This is a genomic window from Brevibacterium limosum (genome assembly GCF_011617705.1).
GTDB lineage: Bacteria > Actinomycetota > Actinomycetes > Actinomycetales > Brevibacteriaceae > Brevibacterium > Brevibacterium limosum.
The window spans coordinates 1,945,365-1,965,675 of record NZ_CP050154.1; the positions used below are offsets into that span (position 1 = coordinate 1,945,365).

12 protein-coding genes and 1 tRNA gene are annotated in these 20,311 nt (G+C 66.3%); 10 read left to right on the plus strand and 3 right to left on the minus strand.

Going from position 1 to position 20,311, the window contains the following annotated elements:
• Positions 1-53: 53 nt before the first annotated feature.
• From gltB to GUY37_RS08670, 5 genes are all read left to right on the plus strand, one after another.
• Positions 54-4,748 carry a glutamate synthase large subunit gene (gene gltB / locus GUY37_RS08650; RefSeq protein ID WP_166824582.1) on the plus strand — a complete coding sequence of 1,565 codons (4,695 nt, stop codon included), beginning with the start codon at positions 54-56 and terminating at the stop codon, positions 4,746-4,748.
• Positions 4,741-6,198 carry a glutamate synthase subunit beta gene (locus GUY37_RS08655; protein ID WP_166824585.1) on the plus strand — a complete coding sequence of 486 codons (1,458 nt, stop codon included), beginning with the start codon at positions 4,741-4,743 and terminating at the stop codon, positions 6,196-6,198. The genes gltB and GUY37_RS08655 overlap by 8 nt, the downstream gene beginning before the upstream one ends.
• A gap of 126 nt (positions 6,199-6,324) precedes the next feature.
• A complete protein-coding gene (gene pyk, locus GUY37_RS08660; RefSeq protein ID WP_166824588.1) occupies positions 6,325-7,872 on the plus strand; it encodes a pyruvate kinase in 1,548 nt (515 codons plus the stop codon).
• A 260-nt stretch (positions 7,873-8,132) separates the two neighbouring features.
• Positions 8,133-9,584 carry a dicarboxylate/amino acid:cation symporter gene (locus GUY37_RS08665; protein ID WP_166824591.1) on the plus strand — a complete coding sequence of 484 codons (1,452 nt, stop codon included), beginning with the start codon at positions 8,133-8,135 and terminating at the stop codon, positions 9,582-9,584.
• On the plus strand, positions 9,547-10,134 hold the full coding sequence (locus GUY37_RS08670) for a GNAT family N-acetyltransferase (RefSeq protein ID WP_166824594.1): 588 nt from the start codon (positions 9,547-9,549) through the stop codon (positions 10,132-10,134). Before GUY37_RS08665 ends, GUY37_RS08670 begins: the two co-directional genes overlap by 38 nt.
• Before the next feature lie 205 nt (positions 10,135-10,339).
• Here GUY37_RS08670 and GUY37_RS08675 read toward each other — a convergent pair.
• Positions 10,340-10,421: transfer RNA gene (locus GUY37_RS08675), tRNA-Leu, on the minus strand.
• A 234-nt stretch (positions 10,422-10,655) separates the two neighbouring features.
• On the opposite strand from GUY37_RS08675, the gene GUY37_RS08680 reads away from it, so the two are divergent.
• Positions 10,656-11,276 carry an ANTAR domain-containing response regulator gene (locus GUY37_RS08680; RefSeq protein ID WP_373284070.1) on the plus strand — a complete coding sequence of 207 codons (621 nt, stop codon included), beginning with the start codon at positions 10,656-10,658 and terminating at the stop codon, positions 11,274-11,276.
• 139 nt (positions 11,277-11,415) lie between these two features.
• Here the strand turns inward: GUY37_RS08680 and GUY37_RS08685 are convergent, their stop codons facing one another.
• Positions 11,416-11,877, minus strand: coding sequence for a PaaI family thioesterase (locus GUY37_RS08685; protein WP_166824597.1), 462 nt, complete (start codon positions 11,875-11,877; stop codon positions 11,416-11,418).
• Between the two features lie 42 nt (positions 11,878-11,919).
• On the opposite strand from GUY37_RS08685, the gene polA reads away from it, so the two are divergent.
• Positions 11,920-14,583 (plus strand): DNA polymerase I, encoded by a 2,664-nt coding sequence (gene polA, locus GUY37_RS08690; RefSeq protein WP_166824600.1) that lies wholly within the window; start codon positions 11,920-11,922, stop codon positions 14,581-14,583.
• 133 nt (positions 14,584-14,716) lie between these two features.
• Here the strand turns inward: polA and GUY37_RS08695 are convergent, their stop codons facing one another.
• Positions 14,717-15,556: a class I SAM-dependent methyltransferase gene (locus tag GUY37_RS08695; RefSeq protein WP_166824603.1), complete on the minus strand. Its 840-nt coding sequence runs from the start codon at positions 15,554-15,556 to the stop codon at positions 14,717-14,719.
• A 206-nt stretch (positions 15,557-15,762) separates the two neighbouring features.
• Here GUY37_RS08695 and rpsA point away from each other — a divergent pair, with 206 nt between their 5' ends.
• The 3 genes from rpsA to coaE are packed head-to-tail and all read left to right on the plus strand — an operon-like array spanning position 15,763 to position 20,302.
• Positions 15,763-17,247, plus strand: a complete 1,485-nt coding sequence (gene rpsA / locus GUY37_RS08700; protein WP_152346367.1) for a 30S ribosomal protein S1 — start codon at positions 15,763-15,765, stop codon at positions 17,245-17,247.
• Positions 17,225-19,117 carry a hypothetical protein gene (locus GUY37_RS08705; protein WP_228278444.1) on the plus strand — a complete coding sequence of 631 codons (1,893 nt, stop codon included), beginning with the start codon at positions 17,225-17,227 and terminating at the stop codon, positions 19,115-19,117. Before rpsA ends, GUY37_RS08705 begins: the two co-directional genes overlap by 23 nt.
• A gap of 9 nt (positions 19,118-19,126) precedes the next feature.
• The gene (gene coaE / locus GUY37_RS08710; protein WP_166824606.1) at positions 19,127-20,302 is read left to right on the plus strand and encodes a dephospho-CoA kinase; all 1,176 of its coding nucleotides are present in this window, start codon (positions 19,127-19,129) and stop codon (positions 20,300-20,302) included.
• Positions 20,303-20,311: the final 9 nt, after the last annotated feature.

The following is a 20,311-nucleotide window of genomic DNA, read 5'->3' on the forward strand; positions in this document are numbered from 1 at the left end:
GCAGAGGACAGCGCCGTCTTTTCGGGAAACACTCAACACCGAGAAGGCAGAACATGAACCACAGCGCTCAGCCGACCCTCAACACCACGGCCCCGCCAGGTCGAATCGGGCTCTACGATCCGGCGCTCGAACACGATGCCTGCGGTCTGGCGCTCATCGCCCGCTACCGGGGCGGAGCCGACCACGCGGTCATCACTCAGGCTCTCGATGCCCTGCGCAGGCTCGAACACCGCGGCGGAATCGGCTCCGACGACGGCACCGGCGACGGCGCCGGACTGACCATCCAGATCCCGCACGACTACTTCGCCGCCCGTCTCGCCGAATCCGGAATCTCCCTGCCGACCCCCGGCACCTACGCCATGGGCATCGGCTTCTTCGCCCAGGACTACGCCACCGACCTCAACGCGGTCACCGCCCCGCTGACCTCGGAGACGCAGCCCGACTTCAGCCGCGAAGACGTCGGGAAGGACCAGGACGCGCTGGTGTCCCGAACGGCCGCGGAAGAAGGACTGCAGGTCCTCCATGTGGAGCCCGTGGCCGTCGACCCCGGAGTGCTCGGCCGCATCGCCGCCGAGACCATGCCGTCCATGCGCTATGTGTTCTTCGGCCTCAGCGCCGAGCATCCCGCCCGTGACGAGAACGATCTGGCCCGCCGGGCCTTCATCGTTCGGAAACGGCTCGACCACGCCGGCCTGTACTTCCCCTCGCTGTCGCCGACGACGCTGACATTCAAGGGCATGCTCTCGACCGCGCAGCTCGACCGCTTCTTCACCGAACTCGGCGACGAACGCCTCACCTCGGCGATCGCGCTCGTCCACTCCCGATTCTCCACGAACACCTTCCCCTCCTGGCAGCTCGCACAGCCGTTCGGCACCATCGCCCACAACGGCGAGATCAACACCGTGCGCGGCAACCGCAACTGGATGCAGGCACGCGAATCGGCCCTGGCCAGCGACCTGCTCCAATCGCCGGTCGCGGACACGGACAAGCGACTCGAACGCATCGCCCCGATCATTCCCGCCGGGTCCTCGGACTCCGCCTCGTTCAACTCCGTCCTCGAACTCATGGTCGCCTCCGGGCGATCCCTGCCGCAGGCGATGCTGATGATGATTCCCGAAGCCTGGGAGAACAACCCGGCCATGTCCGAGGAACGGCGGGCCTTCTACGAATACCACTCGCTGCTCATGGAGCCCTGGGACGGGCCCGCCTGTGTCGCCTTCACCGACGGTCGCCTCGCCGGAGCCGTGCTCGATCGCAACGGACTGCGCCCGGCCCGGTACATCATGACCGAGGACACGGTCGTGCTCGCCAGCGAAGCCGGAGTCGTCGACCTGCCCGAAGCCGAGGTCACCGCCCGCGGTCGACTCACTCCGGGCCGGATGTTCCTCGTCGATGTGGAAGCCGGACGCATCATCTCCGACACGGAGATCAAGAACAGCCTCGCGACCGAACATCCCTACCGCGAATGGGTCGAGGCCTCGGCCACCCGACTGGGCGAACTGCCCACCCGCGTCCATGTCAGCCACCCCAGCTCCTCCGTCCGGCGCCGACAGCGGACATTCGGCTACACGGAGGAGGAGCTGCGCATGCTCATCGCCCCGATGGCCGAGACCGGAGCAGAACCCCTCGGCGCGATGGGCAGCGATACCGCGATCGCAGCCCTGAGCACCCGCCCGCGACTGCTCTTCGACCACTTCCACCAGAACTTCGCCCAAGTGACGAACCCGCCGCTGGACTCCATCCGCGAGGACATCGTCACGAGCATGTCGGCAGGAATCGGCCGCGAAGGCAACCTCCTGTGCTCCACTCAGCCCGACTCCGCCCATATCCTGCTCGAGCGGCCCGTGATCGACAACGACGAACTCACGGCGATCGCGCACCTGGCCGGGCACCACCTCGGCGAGGGAATCACCCGCCCCTCGGTGACGCTGTCGGGTCTGTACCCGGTGGGCGCCGGAGAGGACGCGATGACCCGTCGTCTCGCGGACCTGTGCGCGGAGGCGAGCGCCGCGGTCTCAGACGGTGCGGTGTTCCTCATCCTCACGGACCGGGAATCGAATTCGGAGTACGCGCCGATCCCGTCCCTGCTGCTGACCTCCGCTCTGCACCACCACCTCGTGCGGGAGCGGACCCGGACCCGAGTGAGCATCATCGTCGAGGCCGGAGACGTCCGCGAGGTCCACCATGCGGCCACGCTCGTGTCCTTCGGTGCCTCCGCGGTCAATCCGTACCTGCTGATGGAATCGGCCGAGGACCTCGTGAAGTCCGAACGGATCCGAGGCATCAGCGCCGAGGCGGCCGTGGCCAATGTGCTCACCGCGCTGAACAAGGGCCTGCTGAAGATCATGTCGAAGATGGGCATCTCGACCGTCCAGTCCTATCACGGGGCGCAGACCTTCGAAGCCCTCGGCCTGGCCGAGTCGGTCATCGACGAACACTTCACCTCGACCCCGCATCAGCTCGGCGGCAAGACGCTTGACGACATCGCGGACGAGACCACGGCCCGACACGCCGATGCCTACCGGGAGGACCATCCGCGACCGGCCCACCGGAACCTGCTCGTCGGCGGTGAGTACCAGTGGCGGCGGGAAGGTCCGGGGCACCTGTTCAACCCGGAGACGATCTTCAAACTGCAGCACTCGACGGCGACCGGTCGCTTCGACATCTTCCGGCAGTACACGCGTGCCGTGGACGAACAGTCCGCGGAGCTGATGACTCTGCGCGGGCTCTTCGACCTCGTCCCGACCGAATCGGGCCCGATCGACGTCTCCGAGGTCGAACCCGCCGAGGCGATCATGCGCCGCTTCTCCACCGGGGCGATGAGCTACGGCTCCCTGTCCGCCGAAGCCCACGAGACGCTGGCGATCGCGATGAACCGGATCGGTGGGAAGTCGAATACCGGAGAGGGCGGCGAGGACGCCGAACGTCTGCTCGACCCGCAGCGCCGGTCGGCGATCAAGCAGATCGCCTCCGGTCGGTTCGGCGTCACCAGCCACTACCTCACCGCAGCCGATGACCTGCAGATCAAGATGGCCCAGGGCGCCAAGCCCGGTGAGGGCGGTCAGCTGCCGGGGGAGAAGGTGTACCCGTGGATCGCGAAGACCCGCCACGCCACCCCCGGAGTCGGACTCATCTCACCGCCTCCGCACCATGACATCTACTCCATCGAAGACCTCGCCCAGCTCATCCACGACCTCGGCCGGGCCAATGCGGCCGCGCGTGTCCACGTCAAACTCGTCTCCGGGATCGGGGTCGGGACGGTGGCCGCGGGAGTGGCGAAGGCCGGAGCCGACGTCGTGCTCATCTCCGGCCACGACGGAGGAACGGGCGCCAGTCCGCTGAACTCGCTCAAACACGCGGGCACCCCGTGGGAGCTGGGACTGGCCGAAGCCCAGCAGACGCTCGTGCTCAACGGTCTGCGCGAACGCATCAGCGTCCAGGTGGACGGGCAGCTGAAGACCGGGCGCGACGTCATCATCGCCGCCCTGCTCGGGGCCGAAGAGTTCGGATTCGCCACCACCGCCCTCGTCGTCTCGGGATGCATCATGATGCGCGTGTGCCATCAGGACACCTGCCCGGTCGGTGTGGCCACACAGAACCCGAAGCTGCGCGAACGGTTCCACGGCCAAGCCGACCATGTCGTGAACTTCTTCACCTTCATCGCCGAGGAGGTCCGCAGCTACCTCGCCCAGCTGGGGCTGCGCAGCCTCGACGAAGCGATCGGAGCGGTCGAACGTCTGCGCATCGACGCGGACCGGGCGGCCGCCTCGGGACTGGATCTGGACCTGACCCCGATCCTCACCGTCCCGACCGACCTCCACGGCAGTCCCGCCTCGGCGAGGGTGAGCGATCCGCGCACCCCACGCGACTTCGCAGACGAACTCGACGAGCGCCTGCTCGAGCAGGCCGGAGCCGACCTCAACGCGGGAGCCCCGGTGCACCTGAGCGCGAAGGTGGCGAACACGGACCGGTCGGTCGGCACTCTGCTCGGGCACCGGGTGACCCAGGCCCACGGCGGGGACGGTCTGCCGGCGGGAACCGTGCGCGTGTGCCTCGTCGGGACTTCCGGCCAATCCCTCGGCGCGTTCCTGCCGCGGGGGGTGAGCATCGATCTGCGCGGAGACGCCAACGACTACGTCGGGAAGGGGCTGTCGGGAGGCACGATCAGCATCGCACCCCGCCCGGAGAACCCCACCCGGCCAGAACACAACGTCATCGCCGGAAACGTCATCGGCTACGGGGCGACATCCGGGTCGATGTTCCTGTCCGGGATGGTCGGGGAGAGATTCCTCGTGCGCAATTCCGGGGTCGAGGCCGTCGTCGAAGGCATCGGCGACCACGGACTGGAGTACATGACCGGGGGAGTGGCGGTCATCCTCGGAACCACCGGACGCAACTTCGCGGCCGGAATGTCCGGGGGAACCGCATTCGTGCTCGACTTCAATCCCAGTCGCCTCAACCCGAAGGAACGGGCCGCAGGCGTCTTCCGATTCGGCGGCATCGGAGACTCCGACGCCCCGGTGCTGCAGAGGCTGCTGGCCGACCACGTCGCGGCCACCGGATCCCCGCTGGCCGGCGAACTGCTGGCGGGCCTCGACCGGGGCCAGGACATCCTGTCCCGCTTCACCAAGATCATCCCCGTCGCCTACGCACGGGTCAAAGACATCCAGGACGAGATCGCGAACAGCGGCGAAGCCACTGACTCCGAACAGACCTGGCAGACCATTCTGGAGGCCGCTCATGGCTGATCCGCGAGGATTCCTCACCACCACCGAACGCGAACTCCCTGCCCGCAGGCCCGTGCCGCTCCGGCTGATGGACTTCTCGGAGGTCTACGAGAAGGGCGACTCCGCACAGCTGCGCCGACAGGCCTCTCGCTGCATGGACTGCGGTGTGCCCTTCTGCCACCAAGGATGCCCCCTGGGCAACCTGATCCCGGAGTTCAACGACGCCATGTACCGCGGGGAGCTGGCGCGCGCCGTGGAGCTGCTGCATGCGACGAACAACTTCCCCGAATTCACCGGTCGGGCCTGCCCGGCCCCCTGTGAGAGCGCCTGCGTGCTCGGCATCAACCAACCCGCCGTGACGATCAAACAGGTCGAAGTCTCCATCGTCGACGACGGATTCGCCGCCGGACTCATCACCCCCGTCGTCCCCGACCGGATCACCGGTCACACCGTCGCCGTCATCGGCTCCGGACCGGCCGGGCTCGCCGCCGCCCAACAGCTGACCCGAGCCGGACACACCGTCGTCGTCTTCGAACGCGAGGACCGCCTCGGCGGACTGCTGCGCTACGGGATCCCGGACTTCAAACTCGAGAAGCACCATATCGACCGCCGACTGACCCAGATGCGTGCCGAGGGGACCCGGTTCGAGACCGGCGTCGAGATCGGCCGCGATATCGACTTCGCCGCACTGCAGACTCGCTTCGATGCGGTGCTGGTGGCCACCGGAGCCACTGTGCCCCGCGAGATGGACCTGCCGGGACGCGGACTCGACGGCATCGAATTCGCGATGGACTACCTCGTGCCGTCCAACCGGGCACAGGCGGCAGACGGAACCCCGGGCGCAGACCCGGCACAGCTCATCGATGCGGCCGGGAAACACGTCATCATCATCGGCGGAGGAGACACCGGCGCCGACTGCCTGGGCACCGCTCTGCGCCACGGCGCCGCCTCGGTGACAACCCTGGCCATCGGCAGTCAGCCGCCGCTCGAGCGCGGTGCGGACTCACCGTGGCCGACGGTGCCGCGGATCTTCGAGGTCCAATCCTCACACGAAGAAGGCGGCACCAGACGCTATCTGGCATCGACGACGCGGTTCGTCGGAGACGATTCAGGCCGGGTGTGCGGAATCGAGGTCGCGCAGACGCAGTTCGTCGACGGCCGCCGCATCCCGACACCGGGCACCGAACACGTCATCCCCGCCGATCTCGTGCTGCTCGCCCTCGGATTCAGCGGCCCGGAGACAGCGGCGATCGACCTCGAAGCCGCGGCTAAGGGCGGGTTCTCTCGAGACGAGGACTATTCCGCGCGTCCGGGCGTCTTCGTCGCCGGCGATGCCGGGCGCGGACAGTCGCTCATCGTCTGGGCCATTGCCGAAGGACGTGCCGCAGCCGCCGAGGTCGACCGGTTCCTCACCGGGTCGACCCGGCTGCCGGCGCCCGTGCGACCCACCGACGACGGGTTCAAATGTTAAGATAGTGCATGTCAGAAAATGAGAAGAGGCGGTGGTGCGGCACAGCGAAGTGCCGCACCCACACCGCCCGTGACCAGCGCAGAGCGGTGGCAGCCGTCCGCTGAGACTTTAGGTAGGGTGGAGCGTATGAGGCGTGCAAAGATAGTCGCAACTTTAGGTCCGAACCAGAACTCCTATGAAGAGATCCGCGAGCTCGTCGATGAAGGCGTCGATGTCGCCCGATTCAATCTGAGCCACGGCAGACGAGAAGAGCACGAAGAGAAGTTCGCTTGGGTCCGCCAGGCCGCCCTCGACACCGGACGGCCCGTCGCCGCCCTCCTCGACCTCCAGGGGCCGAAGATCCGCGTGGGCACTTTCGCGGACGGCAAGGAAGAGCTAGTCGAAGGTGCCGCCTTCACCATCACCAGCCGTGACGTCCCCGGCACCGCAGAACTCGTGAGCACGACACTGCCGACCCTGGCGGAAGACGTCTCCGTGGGTGATCCGCTGCTCATCGACGACGGTCGCCTGCGCCTGCGCGCCACCGAGGTGACCGCCACCGACGTGGTCACCGAGGTCGAGATCGGCGGAACCATCTCCAACCACAAGGGCATCAACCTCCCCGGAGTGCCGGTGTCCGTCCCCGCTCTGTCCGAGAAGGACATCGACGACCTGAGATGGGGTCTGCAGCTCGGCTTCGACTGGGTCGCCCTGTCCTTCGTCCGCAGCCCGGAGGACATGAATGACGTGCGGGCGGTCATGGACGAGGTCGGAATCACCGCCCCCGTCATCGCCAAGCTCGAGAAGCCGCAGGCAGTCAACCAGCTCGACGAGGTCATCGACGCCTTCGACGGAATCATGGTCGCCCGCGGCGACCTCGGCGTCGAACTGCCGCTCGAGCAGGTGCCGATCGTGCAGAAGCGGGCGATCGAGATCGCCCGCCAGCAGGCCAAGCCCGTCATCGTGGCCACGCAGATGCTCGAGACGATGATCGATGCACCGCGGCCAACGCGCGCCGAAGCCAGCGACTGTGCAAACGCCGTCCTCGACGGTGCCGATGCACTCATGCTCTCCGGGGAGACCTCGGTGGGCGCTCACTGGGTCGAGGCGATCAGGACGATGAGCCGGATCATCAGCTCGACCGAGGAGCACGGCCTCGAGCGGATCCCCGCACTGGGCACCGTCCCGCATACCAAGGGCGGGGCGGTGACCGCGGCAGCCGTGCAGATTGCTCAGCAACTCGATATCGACCTCCTGTGCACCTTCTCGCAGACCGGCGACTCGGTGCGTCGCATGTCGCGCCTGCGCCCGGCCTGGCCGATCCTCGGATTCACTCCCGACCCGCAGGTGCGCCACCAGCTGGCACTGACCTGGGGAGTGCACCCGTACCTCGTGAAGACGGTGCGACACACCGACCAGATGGCCCGCCAGGTCGATGCCGTTCTGCTCGCCGACGGCACTGCTGCCGAAGGCGATCAGAGCATCCTCGTGGCCGGTTCGCCTCCCGGAATCCCCGGATCGACGAACGCCCTGCGCATCCACACCATCGGTGATGCCGCGAAGGGTGTGACGGCCGCCTACCAGGACTCCTCGGACTCCGAGGAGGATCCGCTGGCCGGATACGGAGTAGTCGCCGAGGCGCCGATCACCCGTGAGGTGCCGATCGTGCGCGAAGGCCACTCGCCCCGCCACTGACCACATGCCGAAACGCCGGCGGCGTCCGCCCCTGTCACAGGAGCAGACGCCGCCGGCGTCGTCGTGTCGCGAGATCGAGCGCCTCGAGACCGTGTGTCGGCAGGCCGTGTGACGCTGGAATCCCGACTGCCTCCGGAATCCCGTCTGCGATGCAAGTCACATCGAATCACGGAATATCGCAGATTGCTCAACAGTTGTGCTCTCTGTTGCTCAATCCTCCCTGCGGATCTCAGGGGAGGTCCCGCTAGGAGAGGAAAACAATGAGACTGCCCGCCTGGAGCAAGTCCTTCGGAGTGCAGGTGACCATCGCACTCATCGCCGGTGTCATCCTCGGGCTCATCGCCCGATCATGGGGACCGGTCAGCGACACCACGGACAACTGGCTCGGCCAGACCCTGGACACCATCGGCTCGTCGTACGTCACCCTGCTCAAGGCCGCAGTCGTACCGCTGGTCATCACCGCGATCATCGCGAGCATCGGCAACCTGCGCAAGGTCACCAATGCCGCCAGGCTCGCCATGTCGACCCTGCTGTGGTTCGCCCTCACCGCCCTCATCGCTGTCGTCCTCGGACTCATCATCGGCGTCGTCATGCAGCCCGGCGCCCATGCCGACGCCGCTTCGCTCAGCGCCGGTGCGCCCGATTCTCAGGGCAGCTGGCTCGGCTTCCTCACCGGACTGGTCCCGGTGAACTTCCTCGGACTCGAGGTCGCCACCTCACCGGATGATGCCGGAGGCTTGACCTCCGAGGTCAACTTCAACATCCTCCAGCTCATCATCGTCTCCGGAGCCATCGGCATCGCAGCGGTCAAGGTCGGCAAGGCCGCAGAACCGTTCCTCCAGTTCACCGAGGCGGCTCTGGCCGTAGTCCAGAAGGTCGTCTGGTGGATCGTGCGCATCGCCCCGATCGGCACGCTCGGCCTCATCGGCAACGCCGTGAATTCCTACGGCTGGTCCACGATGGGATCGCTGCTGTGGTTCGTCGTCGCCGTCTACATCGGGCTCGCGATCGTGTTCTTCATCGTCTACCCGGCCCTGGCCCGAGCCAACGGACTGTCCGTGCGCCAGTACTTCTCCGGCGTCTGGCCGGCCACCCAGATGGGCTTCGTCTCCCGGTCCTCGATCGGCACCATGCCGGTGACGCAGAAGGTCGCCACTGACAACTTCGGCGTGCCCCACTCCTACGCCGCCTTCGCCGTGCCCTTCGGTGCGACGACGAAGATGGACGGCTGCGCGGCGATCTACCCGGCGATCGCAGCGGTGTTCGTCGCACAGTTCTTCGGCATCGATCTCTCCCTGATCCAGTATCTGCTCATCATCTTCGTCGCCGTCATCGGTTCGGCCGCCACGGCCGGTACGACCGGTGCGACCGTGATGCTCACCCTGACCCTGTCGACCCTGGGCCTGCCGCTCGAGGGTGTGGGTCTGCTGCTGGCCATCGAGCCGATCGTCGACATGGGCCGCACCGCGCTCAACGTCTCCGGTCAGGCGCTCGTCCCTGCCATTGTGGCCAAACGGCATGAGATCCTGGACGTCGAACGCTTTGATGCGCCGCGCGTCAACGGCTACGTTCCGCTCGCGGAGGAGGCAGATGTCGACGAGACCCGCACCGAGGATGCCGGATCCCGAGAAACCGCACCCGCAGACGCGATCTCTTCGGAACCCGCGCAAGCGAATGCCGGAGAGGCCGTCAGCGGAGCACAGCGGGACTGACCTCGCAGCCGCTGACGCACCGTCGGGAGCCGGTGTCGAACTCCTCCCCGCCGAGGGACTGGCCGAGCACGATGTCCAGCAGGTGACATCGTTGCTCGGCCGCCTCGTCGACGCAGGCGCGGCCCTCGGCTGGGTCACGGCACCCGCGACCGTCGAGATCGAAGGACTCGTCGAGCGTCTGGCCGCAGGCACGGAAGCCGGTGAGACAGCTGCAGCCATTGCTCGCCGCGGCGACGAGATCACCGGCTTCGCGTACTGGACCCGGTACTCCCGGCCCACCTTCCGACCCCATGTCGACATCGAAAAGGTCGCGGTCGCCCCTGAGGCTCAAGGCCGAGGCGTGGGGAAGGGACTGATGGAGGCGCTCATCCGGGCGGCGCGTCAATACGGCACCGAGGTCATCACCCTCGATCTGCGCGGTGACAATGCGGTGGCCATCGGCCTCTACGAGTCCCTGGGCTTCACCCGATACGGTCGGCTGCCGGACTTCGTGGCGGTCGGTCGGAAGCGCTTCGATACGCTCCTGTACTCTCTGGACCTCCGCCGCTGAATCGGCCGAATGGCGTGTTTGAGCGGTTTCAGAATTCATATGTGGTGATCTTGATCAGTGCGTATGAACTTTGAACCCGCGGATGCTGGCACACCGGGTCGATGCACACCGGGTCGATGTGCATAACCCTGGAGTCACTCGCCCATTGGTTCCAGGGGATGCAAGAAGGCACTGTCGACATCACGTTCGACAGTGCCTTCGTCCGTACCGGATGCGGGACTCGAACCCGCACGTCTTTCGACAATGCATTTTGAGTGCACCGCGTCTACCGATTCCGCCAATCCGGCGCGTCACGAGCAGGCCCGAGGGGCCGTCTGCGCGACGGGGACGATTCTACTGTGCGCGCGAAGGGATTGCACAATCGACGCCGGCCCGACCAGTCTGTGTGCCCGGCCGGGGCCCGCTCCCGGATCGTCGACAGCGCCCGTCGGTGGCCGTCGTCACCGGGGGTGGCCACCCTCACAGAAGAAACTTGCGGGTCCGCTGGCCACGACGCTGAGCGCCTGGTCTAGACTGGTGACGTGCTTTCAAACAGCGAAGAATCAACTTCAGATGAGTCCGTGCCGGTCCGCCGCGTAGTCGTGGCCGAAGACGAGGCCGTGATTCGTCTCGATATCGTAGAAATGCTCCGCGAGGTCGGCTACGACGTCGTCGGTGAGGCCGCGGACGGCGAATCCGCCATCCGCCTGGCCGAGGAGCTGCGCCCGGACCTCGTCGTCATGGACATCAAGATGCCCATCCTCGACGGAATCTCCGCGGCCGAGCGCATCGCCCGGGCCCGCATCGCCCCGGTCGTGCTGCTCACCGCCTTCTCGCAGAAGGAGCTCGTCGAGCGTGCCCGCGACGCCGGTGCCATGGCCTATGTCGTCAAGCCGTTCACCTCGGCCGACCTCATCCCGGCCCTGGAGATCGCCCTCTCGCGGCATGCCGAGATCAGCTCGCTCGAGTCCGAGATCTCCGATCTCACCGAACGCTTCGAGACCCGCAAGCTCGTCGAGCGCGCGAAGAGCCTGCTGCAGACCTCCATGGGTCTGAGCGAGCCCGAAGCCTTCCGCTGGATCCAGAAGACCTCGATGGACCGTCGCCTGACGATGCGTGAGGTCGCTGAGACCGTGCTCAAGCAGATCGGCACGAAGAAGTAACGACCTCCCGGACCGAGCAGGTCCGGACCCGGAACCTGAGAGAGGGCCGGCGAATCCGAGATGGATTCGCCGGCCCTCTGCTCGCTGCGGTTCGCCGCTGTCGCTGATCCGACGCGGTCAGGTGCCTGAACCTCGGCCCTCAGCCCCTCGGCTTGGTCCCCAGGATCATGTTCGTGATCCGCACGATCGAGAGCAGCCGCCCCGTCTCGTCGGTCATCTTCACCTCGTGGGAGACGATCGTGCGTCCCTGATGGAGCACCTCGGCGCGACCGGTGACCACACCGTCACGGGCGGCACGCAGATGAGTGGCGTTGAGGTCGACGCCGACGACGTTCTTGCCTCCGGAGAGCAGATAGGAATGCATCGAAGCCAGCGACTCGGCGAGAACGACGTGGCCGCCTCCGTGGAAGAGACCCATCGGCTGCCGATTGCCGACGACCGGAGCCGTGGCGACGACATGATCTGGGGTGAGTCCGACGAACTCGATTCCCATCCTCTCGGCCAACTCACCTCCGGAGCCCGGCGAGCGCAGCTGCTCGAGCAGCGTGTCGATCTCCTCAGGTGTGGTGTGAGCGGTCAGGGACACGTCGGGACGCAGCATCGGTTCTCCTTCAAGTCAGCTTCGAACGATAGGCTATGCCATGTGAGTCACTCAAACGAATCCCTCCTGCTCATCGACGGACACTCCCTGGCGTACCGGGCCTTCCACGCCCTGCCGGTGGAGAACTTCTCCACCAGCACCGGCCAGACGACGAACGCCATCTACGGCTTCATCTCCATGCTCATCAACGTCCTCCGCGACGAAGAGCCCAGCCATGTGGCCGTGGCCTTCGACCTCGGACGGCAGACCTTCCGCCTCGAGGACTACCCCGAGTACAAGGCGGGCCGGGCGAAGACTCCGCCCGAGTTCCACCCGCAGATCGACCTCATCAAGGACATCGTCACGGCGATGGGCATCAGGGTCGTGACGAAGGAGGGCTTCGAAGCCGACGACGCCCTGGCCACCATGGCGAAGATGGGCACCGAGGCCGGCTTGTTCGTCGAGGTGATGAGCGGTGACAAGGACTCGTTCCAGCTCGCCTCCGACCGGGTGACGATCCTCTACCCCAAACGCGGAGTCAGCGATCTCAATCGGATGACTCCGGCCGCGGTCGAGGAGAAGTACGGGGTGAGCCCTGCGAACTACCGCGGACTGGCCGCGCTCGTCGGTGAGAAGGCCGACAACCTGCCCGGCGTGCCCGGGGTCGGCGACAAGACTGCCGCGAAATGGCTGACCGCCCACGGTGACCTGCCCGGTGTAATCGAGAACGCCGACAAGATCGGCGGCAAGGTCGGGGAGAAGCTGCGCGACCATATCGCCGAGGTGGAGCGGAACTATCGACTCAACCGCCTCCTCGACGACGTCGATCTGGGGTTGAAGTTCGACGACCTGACCTGGGGCGACGGCGACCCGGCGGAACTGTCGAGCCTGTTCGACCAGCTCGAGTTCCAGGCTCTCGGCAGACGCCTGGCCGCGATCTTCCCCGAAGCCGGTGCCGATTCCGAACCGGTGCCGGCGCGGGAGACGGCCATCGAGACCGTCGACATCGACACTCTGCTGACCAAGATCACCGACCACGATGTGCTGGCACTCGATTCCGATGCGTCCTTCGAGCTCGGCCACGGTCAGGCCCGGATCCTCGCCGTCTCCGCCGAACCAGGTCAGGCCTGGGTCGTCGACCTCGCCGAGGCGGGGCAGACGTCCGTCAGCAATCTCGGTTCAGCACTGGGCGGACATCCGCTCATCCTCCACAGCTCGAAGCTGCAGATCAAAGCTTGGGCGTCGATGGGACTGTCAGTGGCCGATATCGCCGGGGACACGGCTCTCGCCGCCTACCTCCTCGTCCCCGATGCCCGCTCCTACGAACTCGGGCAGATCGCCGCCGACCGCGCCGGAATCGACCTCGGCGAACCCGAATCCGATTCCGGGCAGCTCGCCCTCGACCTCGATTCGGACAGTGCGGTGACCACACACGGTCAGCGGGCCGCCGCTCTGCTCGAAGTCCATGATGTGCTGGCCAAGGCGGTCGACGACGCGAACATGACTCAGGTCTACCGCGACATCGAACTGCCGCTCGTGCCCGTGCTCGCGCGGATGGAAGCCACCGGGATCGCCGTCGACGAGGACGGCCTGTCGAACCTCATCGGCGAATTCACGAAACAGGCCGAAGCCAGCGCTCAGGAGGCCTACGACGCGATCGGCCACGAGGTGAACCTCGGTTCGCCCAAGCAGCTGCAGGCCGTGCTCTTCGATGAGCTCGATATGCCCAAGACCAAGCGGACGAAGACCGGTTACACGACCGACGCGGACGCCTTGGCAGAGCTGTTCGTGAAGACCGAACATCCCTTCCTCCAGCATCTGCTGGCCTACCGGGATTCGACGAAGCTCAAACAGACCGTCGTCGGTCTGCGGGGGTCTGTCGCCGACGATGGGCGCATCCACACCACCTACCAGCAGACAGTGGCCGCCACCGGCCGGCTCTCGTCGCTAGACCCGAACCTGCAGAACATCCCGGTGCGGACCGAATCGGGACGCCGCATCCGCAATATCTTCATCGCCGACCCCGAGGTGGCTGACGGGACCCTGCTCACCGCGGACTATTCGCAGATCGAAATGCGGATCATGGCCCACCTGTCCGGTGACGCCGCACTCATCCAGGCGTTCAAGGAGGGCGAGGACCTCCACTCCTATGTCGGTTCGAAGGTCTTCGGAGTCGGCATCGACGAAGTGGACTCCGAGATGCGTTCGAAGGTCAAGGCGATGTCCTACGGGCTGGTCTACGGCCTCTCCGCCTATGGGCTCTCTCGGCAGCTGGCGATCGGCGTCGACGAGGCCAAGGCGCTGATGGAGCAGTACTTCGAACGCTTCGGAGCCGTCAAGGACTACCTCGACGACATCGTCGAGCAGGCTCGCGCCAAGGGGTTCACGGAGACCATCATGGGCCGTCGTCGTTATCTGCCGGCGCTGCACAGCGACCGCCGTCAGCTGCGGGACATGGCCGAGCGCGCCGCACTCAACGCGCCGATCCAGGGTTCGGCCGCCGACATCATGAAGATCGCCATGCTCAAGGTCGCCTCGCGGCTGGAGGAACTGCGGTCACCGATGCTGCTGCAGGTCCATGACGAGATCATCGTCGACGTTCGAGACGATGAGATCGACGAGGTGAAGACGGTCGTCACGGAGGAGATGGGCTCGGCGTTCGAACTCGATGTGCCCTTGGACGTCAACGTCGGCACCGGCCGTTCCTGGCACGCCGCCGCCCACTGAGCTGAGCAGCTCGCCACTTGATGCCTCAAGTCACGCGAAACTCGAAAAAGTCGCCGCCGGAGACGACTTTTTCGAGTTTCGCGTGACTTGAGCTCGCTTCGCGCTGCGTGACCTCGTTTCGCGCTCGGGCGAGTCAGTCCTTGTTCAGGGTGGTGGAGAAGATCACGGTGCCGGGCATGAGCGCTCCGCGCAACGGCGACCAGCCGCCCCAGGCGGTCCGATTCTCCTCGGGCCATTCGGGTTCGGTCACCGAATCGATCGTGAAGCCTGCCTCGACCAGCAGTCGCACCCAGTCGCTCATCGTCCGGTGATGTTCGGCGTAGACGGGCTGACCGTTCGAGGACAGCTCGACGTACGGGGTGCGATCGAAATACGAATACTCGACGGTCAGCCCGGCTTCACCCGGAACATCGGGGAACATCCACCGCATCGGGTGAGTCGTCGAGAAGATCCACTGTCCGCCGCTGCGCAGCACCCGAGCCACCTCGGCGAAGACGACCTCCGCGTCCTTGACGAAGGGCAGGGCGCCATAGGAGGAGAACGCGCCGTCGAAGCTGTTCGACGCGAACGGCAGCTGCCGGGCATCGGCGAGGAGGAACGTCGGGGGAGTCGCCTCGGTGCTCAGGGGATGTTCGCGCTGCAGACGCGAAGCCTGCTCGAGCATTCCGGCCGAGACATCGACGCCTGTGGTGATCGCTCCCTGCTCGGCCAGCCACCGGGAGCACTGACCGGCACCGCAGCCGACCTCGAGCACCTGCTTCCTGGTGACATCGCCGAGGAGGCGCACGTCGGATTCGTGAATTCCTTCCGGACACCAGATGAAATCCGACGCGCCCAGGAACGTGCCGTGCTCGGCCAGATACTCCTCGGCCGAGTTGTCCCAGTAGCTGCGATTGGCCCGGACAGAAGCCTCTTCGTCGATCGGGAGATAGCCACCGCTGATGACCTCGGCTCCGTCAGTTCCTTCGCTCATGGTTCCTCCGTGGCCCCAGGTGGTGATGATTCGACTCTTCGGCGTGCATTCACGCCCAAGAAGGTGCTAGCATTGACAACCGTATGCGCCTGTGCATACAAGTCCAAATTCGCAATCGAGACCGGATTCGGTTCTTGCGGCAACATTCACGACCTGCCGCCAGGGTACCGGATCTGGACCAATATTCCATCGGAGTCCCTACCTATATGACCACCACCACGCCGGAATCGGTGCAGCCGAAGCAGGTCGCTGTCAACGACATCGGAACCGCTGAGGATTTCCTCGCCGCCGTCGATGAGACCATCAAGTACTTCAACGATGGCGACATCGTTGAGGGCGAAGTCGTCAAGGTCGACCGTGACGAAGTCCTCGTCGACATCGGATACAAGACGGAAGGCGTCATCCTCGCACGTGAGCTTTCCATCAAGCACGATGTCGATCCCGGCGAAGTCGTCGAGGTCGGGGACGAGATCGAAGCCCTCGTTCTTCAGAAGGAAGACAAAGAGGGCCGTCTCATGCTCTCCAAGAAGCGGGCTCAGTACGAGCGTGCCTGGGGCGACATCGAGAAGATCAAGGAAGACGACGGCGTTGTCACCGGCACCGTCATCGAGGTCGTCAAGGGCGGCCTGATCGTCGACATCGGACTGCGCGGCTTCCTGCCCGCGTCCCTGGTCGAAATGCGCCGCGTCCGCGACCTCGCCCCTTACATCGGCCAGCAGGTCGAAGCCAAGATCATCGAGCTCGACAAGAACCGCAACAACGTGGTCCTGTCGCGCCGTGCCTGGCTCGAGCAGACCCAGTCGGCCGTCCGTCACGACTTCCTGCAGACCCTGCAGAAGGGCCAGGTCCGTCCTGGTGTCGTGTCCTCCATCGTCAACTTCGGTGCGTTCGTCGACCTCGGTGGTGTCGACGGACTCGTCCACGTCTCCGAACTGTCCTGGAAGCACATCGATCACCCGGGTGAGGTCGTCACCGTGGGCGACGAGGTCACCGTCGAGGTCCTCGACGTCGACATGGACCGTGAGCGCGTCTCGCTGTCGCTCAAGGCCACTCAGGAAGATCCGTGGCAGCACTTCGCTCGCACGCACGTCATCGGACAGATCGTGCCGGGCAAGGTCACCAAGCTCGTTCCGTTCGGTGCATTCGTGCGCGTCGAAGACGGCATCGAAGGCCTCGTCCACATCTCCGAGCTGGCCGTGCGCCACGTGGATCTGCCCGAGCAGGTCGTCTCGGTCGAGGAGACCATCTACGTCAAGGTCATCGACATCGACCTCGAACGCCGCCGCATCTCGCTGTCGCTGAAGCAGGCGAACGAGGGCGTCGACCCCGAGGCCGAAGAGTTCCTCGACCCCGCTCTCTACGGCATGCCGCAGGAGTACGACGAGGACGGCAACTACAAGTACCCCGAGGGCTTCGACCCCGAGACCAACGAATGGGTCGAGGGCTACGAGGCTCAGCGCGAGACCTGGGAGCAGCAGTACGCCGCCGCTCAGGAACGCTGGGAAGAGCACAAGAAGCAGGTCGCCAAGGCCATCGCAGCGGACGCCGAGGCTTCCGCAGCCGATGCCGTCGGTTCTGCCGATGCCGCTCCGGCCACCGGATCGTTCTCCTCCGAAGAGGCGAACGACGAGGGCACCCTGGCCAGCGACGAAGCTCTCGCAGCCCTGCGTGAGAAGCTTGCAGGCAGCTGACAGCAGCTACCCTTTGGGCTCCCGGTCGGAAGATCGGGAGCCCTTTGCGTATGCCCCCACATATCGCTCGCGCCTGCGTCCCTGGCTGTGGTACTCGCTGCTGCTGTGCGTCGGCAGTCTGACCATCTTCGGCTCCGTCGCCGCGGACCCCGGCGGCAGCGTCGTCGCCTCGAACGACGACACCTCCCTGTTCATCTGGTGGCTCGGACACGGCGCACAGGTGCTCGCCGGCGCTCTCGGGTTCGGACCGGGGGAGACCGGCGGTCTGTTGTACACGGAGTCGATGAACGCCCTCGGCGGGGGAGTCAACGGCGCTTGGAACACCTCCTTGGCCGGCTTCGCGATCCTGCTCGCACCCGTGACCTGGGTGGCCGGTCCCATCGTGAGCTACAACCTGCTCGTCCTCGCCTTCCCGGTGCTGGGCAGCCTGGCCACAGCGGTGCTCTTCCGCCGTTTCCTCGACCGTCTGCCCGCGTTCATCGCCGCGGCCGGAGTCGGCTTCTCCAGCTATGTCATCGCCCAGCTCGGCGGCCACCCGAACCTGGCATACATTGTCACCCCGCCGCTGACCGCTTGGGCGATCCTCGCCCTCCTCGACCTCGGGCGGAGACAGGCGGAGCACGGCCGCTCCTGTCTTCGCGGCCGCCGCCTCTGGCTGCTCGGAGGGGGTTTCGGGCTCCTGCTCGGCTTCCAGTTCTACGTGTCCACCGAAGTCCTGGCCGGCACATTCCTCGCCGCCCTGTGCTTCCTGGCGAGCCTCGCCGTCTTCGGCCGCCGCCTCTACCGCGCCCGTTCCTGGCTGACTCTCGGCCTCGGCTCTGCCATCGCCGGACTCATCGCTCTGCTGTACGCCGTCCCGCTGCTGGTGACCATGGCCGGTCCGAACGCCCCACAGGGCGCCATCCGCCCGCACGGGGTGTGGAACACCGACCTGCTCGACCCGATCCTGCCCGCGGCTCCGGCCTGGCTGAGCTCCGGAGTCTCCCCGCTGCCCCGGATCATGGACATCGACCCCGCCGAACTCGGGGCCTACATCGGTGCGCCCGCACTGCTGGCGGCAGTCCTCATCGTCGTCGGACTCGCACACCGGTCCGCACACGCGGTGCCGCTGCGCATCGCCGCCGGAACCGGCCTCCTCGTGTTCCTGCTGGCACTGGGCTCCCCGATCCTCCTCGGCGGTCGTGTCGTCCTTGAAACCGGCCCGTTCGCCCTCATCGAAGCCGTCCCCGTCCTCAACAACATCCTGCCCATGCGCCTCGTCCTCCACTCGACGATCGCGCTGTTCGCCGTGCTCGGCATCGGCCTCCAATGGGCATCGACCCGCTTGAAGTCGCGTGGCGCCCGGTCCCTGATCATCCTGCTCGTCCTCGCCGCCGTCACCGTCGTCCCTGCCCCGCAGGCCGCCCACGAGGTGACCGTTCCCGCCTTCTTCTCCGAATCCATCGCCGAGGTGGTTCCCACCGGATCCGTCGTCAAGACCTTCCCCCGCCCCCTGGCCTGGGCAGAACCCCACGCCGACGAAGCCATGGTGTGGCAATCGGTCAGCGGATTCCGCTACCGAGAGACCGGCGGCTACTTCATCGGCTCCAGCCCGCAGTCGCCGGTGATCTATTCCGCCCCCGAGGACGCCCTCGACGAACTGCTGCACGGGTCCGTGTTCGACGGGGAGCCCATGCCGGACGCGGAGAGCCAGGAAGTCGGCGCGGCGGTCGCCGAGCTGCGGGACTCCGGGGTCGACTTCATCGTCCTCGCCCCCGAGGCCCCGCTCCTGCCGGGAGGCGACGGCGTATACGAGGAATTCCTCGACACTGCCGTCGGCGCTCCGATCTTCGCCGACGAGGGAGTGCGAGTCTACCGTCTCGATCAGTAGGATGAACCCATGCTGAGAATCGGTCTCACCGGCGGAATCGGCGCCGGAAAGTCAACGGTGTCCGCGATGCTCGTCGACCACGGGGCAGTGCTCGTCGACGCCGACCAGATCGCCCGCGAGGTCGTCGCACCAGGACAGCCGCTGCTGGAGAGGCTGTCCGGAGCCTTCGGACCGCAGGTGCTGCACGCCGACGGTTCGCTCGACCGACCGGCCCTGGCCTCGGCCGCCTTCGTCGACGCAGAACACACCGCGCAGCTCAACGGACTCATGCATCCGGCGATCCGAGACCGCACGGCCGAACACTTCGCCCGGCACGCCGATGCCGAGATCGTCGTCCACGATGTGCCGCTGCTCGTCGAGAACTCCATGACTCCCGCCTACCACCTCAACCTGCTCGTAGACGTTCCCGCCGAGGTGCGGCTGCGACGACTCATGGACTCCCGCGGAATGGACCGCGATGACGCCGCCGCACGGATCTCCCGCCAGGCCGATGATGAGACCCGCCGGGCAGCCTGCGACGTCGTCATCGACAACTCCGGCCCGGTCGAGGAGACGACTGCCGCGGTCAGTTCGCTCATCGAATCGCGGATCCGGCCCTTCGCCGCCAACCTTGCGGCCGAACAGCGGGCCCCGAAGGCGAGCCTCGACCTCGTCGACCCCGCGGACGCGGACTGGGCCGGTGACGCACAGAGAGTGATCGCGAAGCTGCGATACGGCACGGGCGAGGAGTTCGCCGTCGAACACATCGGATCCACCTCGGTGCCGGGTCTGCCCGCCAAGGACGTCATCGATCTCCAGCTCCTGGTCCCCGATCTCGACACCGCCCGAGTGCTGGCCCCTCGCCTGGCCGAACTCGGCTATCCGGGCACACAGATGAGCGACTACCTCGGCGAGTGTGCGGCCGAAGGGAAATGGTTCCATGCGAACACGGACCCCGGCCGGGCCGTCAACCTGCATGTGCGTACGACGGATTCCGTCGGTGCGCGCTTCGCCCGCGCATTCCGAGATCTGCTCAGCGATGACGCGGGGGAGAGAGACCGCTACCTGCAGGTGAAGCGCGCCCGCATCGCCGAAGCGAAGGCGAACGGCGGCACGAACCCGGAGACGATACGAACATATGCGGAGTCGAAGGAACCGTACTTCCTCGAGATGCGTCGCAGGCTCGTTCCCGACAGCTTCGACTGACACGGTGAC

What these genes read in the sequence shown, in the direction of transcription:
- gltB (WP_166824582.1), top strand. Translation starts at nt 54, where the DNA reads ATGAACCACAGCGCTCAGCCGACCCTCAACACCACGGCCCCGCCAGGT.
- GUY37_RS08655 (WP_166824585.1), top strand. Translation starts at nt 4,741, where the DNA reads ATGGCTGATCCGCGAGGATTCCTCACCACCACCGAACGCGAACTCCCT.
- pyk (WP_166824588.1), top strand. Translation starts at nt 6,325, where the DNA reads ATGAGGCGTGCAAAGATAGTCGCAACTTTAGGTCCGAACCAGAACTCC.
- GUY37_RS08665 (WP_166824591.1), top strand. Translation starts at nt 8,133, where the DNA reads ATGAGACTGCCCGCCTGGAGCAAGTCCTTCGGAGTGCAGGTGACCATC.
- GUY37_RS08670 (WP_166824594.1), top strand. Translation starts at nt 9,547, where the DNA reads ATGCCGGAGAGGCCGTCAGCGGAGCACAGCGGGACTGACCTCGCAGCC.
- GUY37_RS08685 (WP_166824597.1), bottom strand. Translation starts at nt 11,877, where the DNA reads ATGCTGCGTCCCGACGTGTCCCTGACCGCTCACACCACACCTGAGGAG.
- GUY37_RS08695 (WP_166824603.1), bottom strand. Translation starts at nt 15,556, where the DNA reads ATGAGCGAAGGAACTGACGGAGCCGAGGTCATCAGCGGTGGCTATCTC.
- rpsA (WP_152346367.1), top strand. Translation starts at nt 15,763, where the DNA reads ATGACCACCACCACGCCGGAATCGGTGCAGCCGAAGCAGGTCGCTGTC.
- coaE (WP_166824606.1), top strand. Translation starts at nt 19,127, where the DNA reads ATGCTGAGAATCGGTCTCACCGGCGGAATCGGCGCCGGAAAGTCAACG.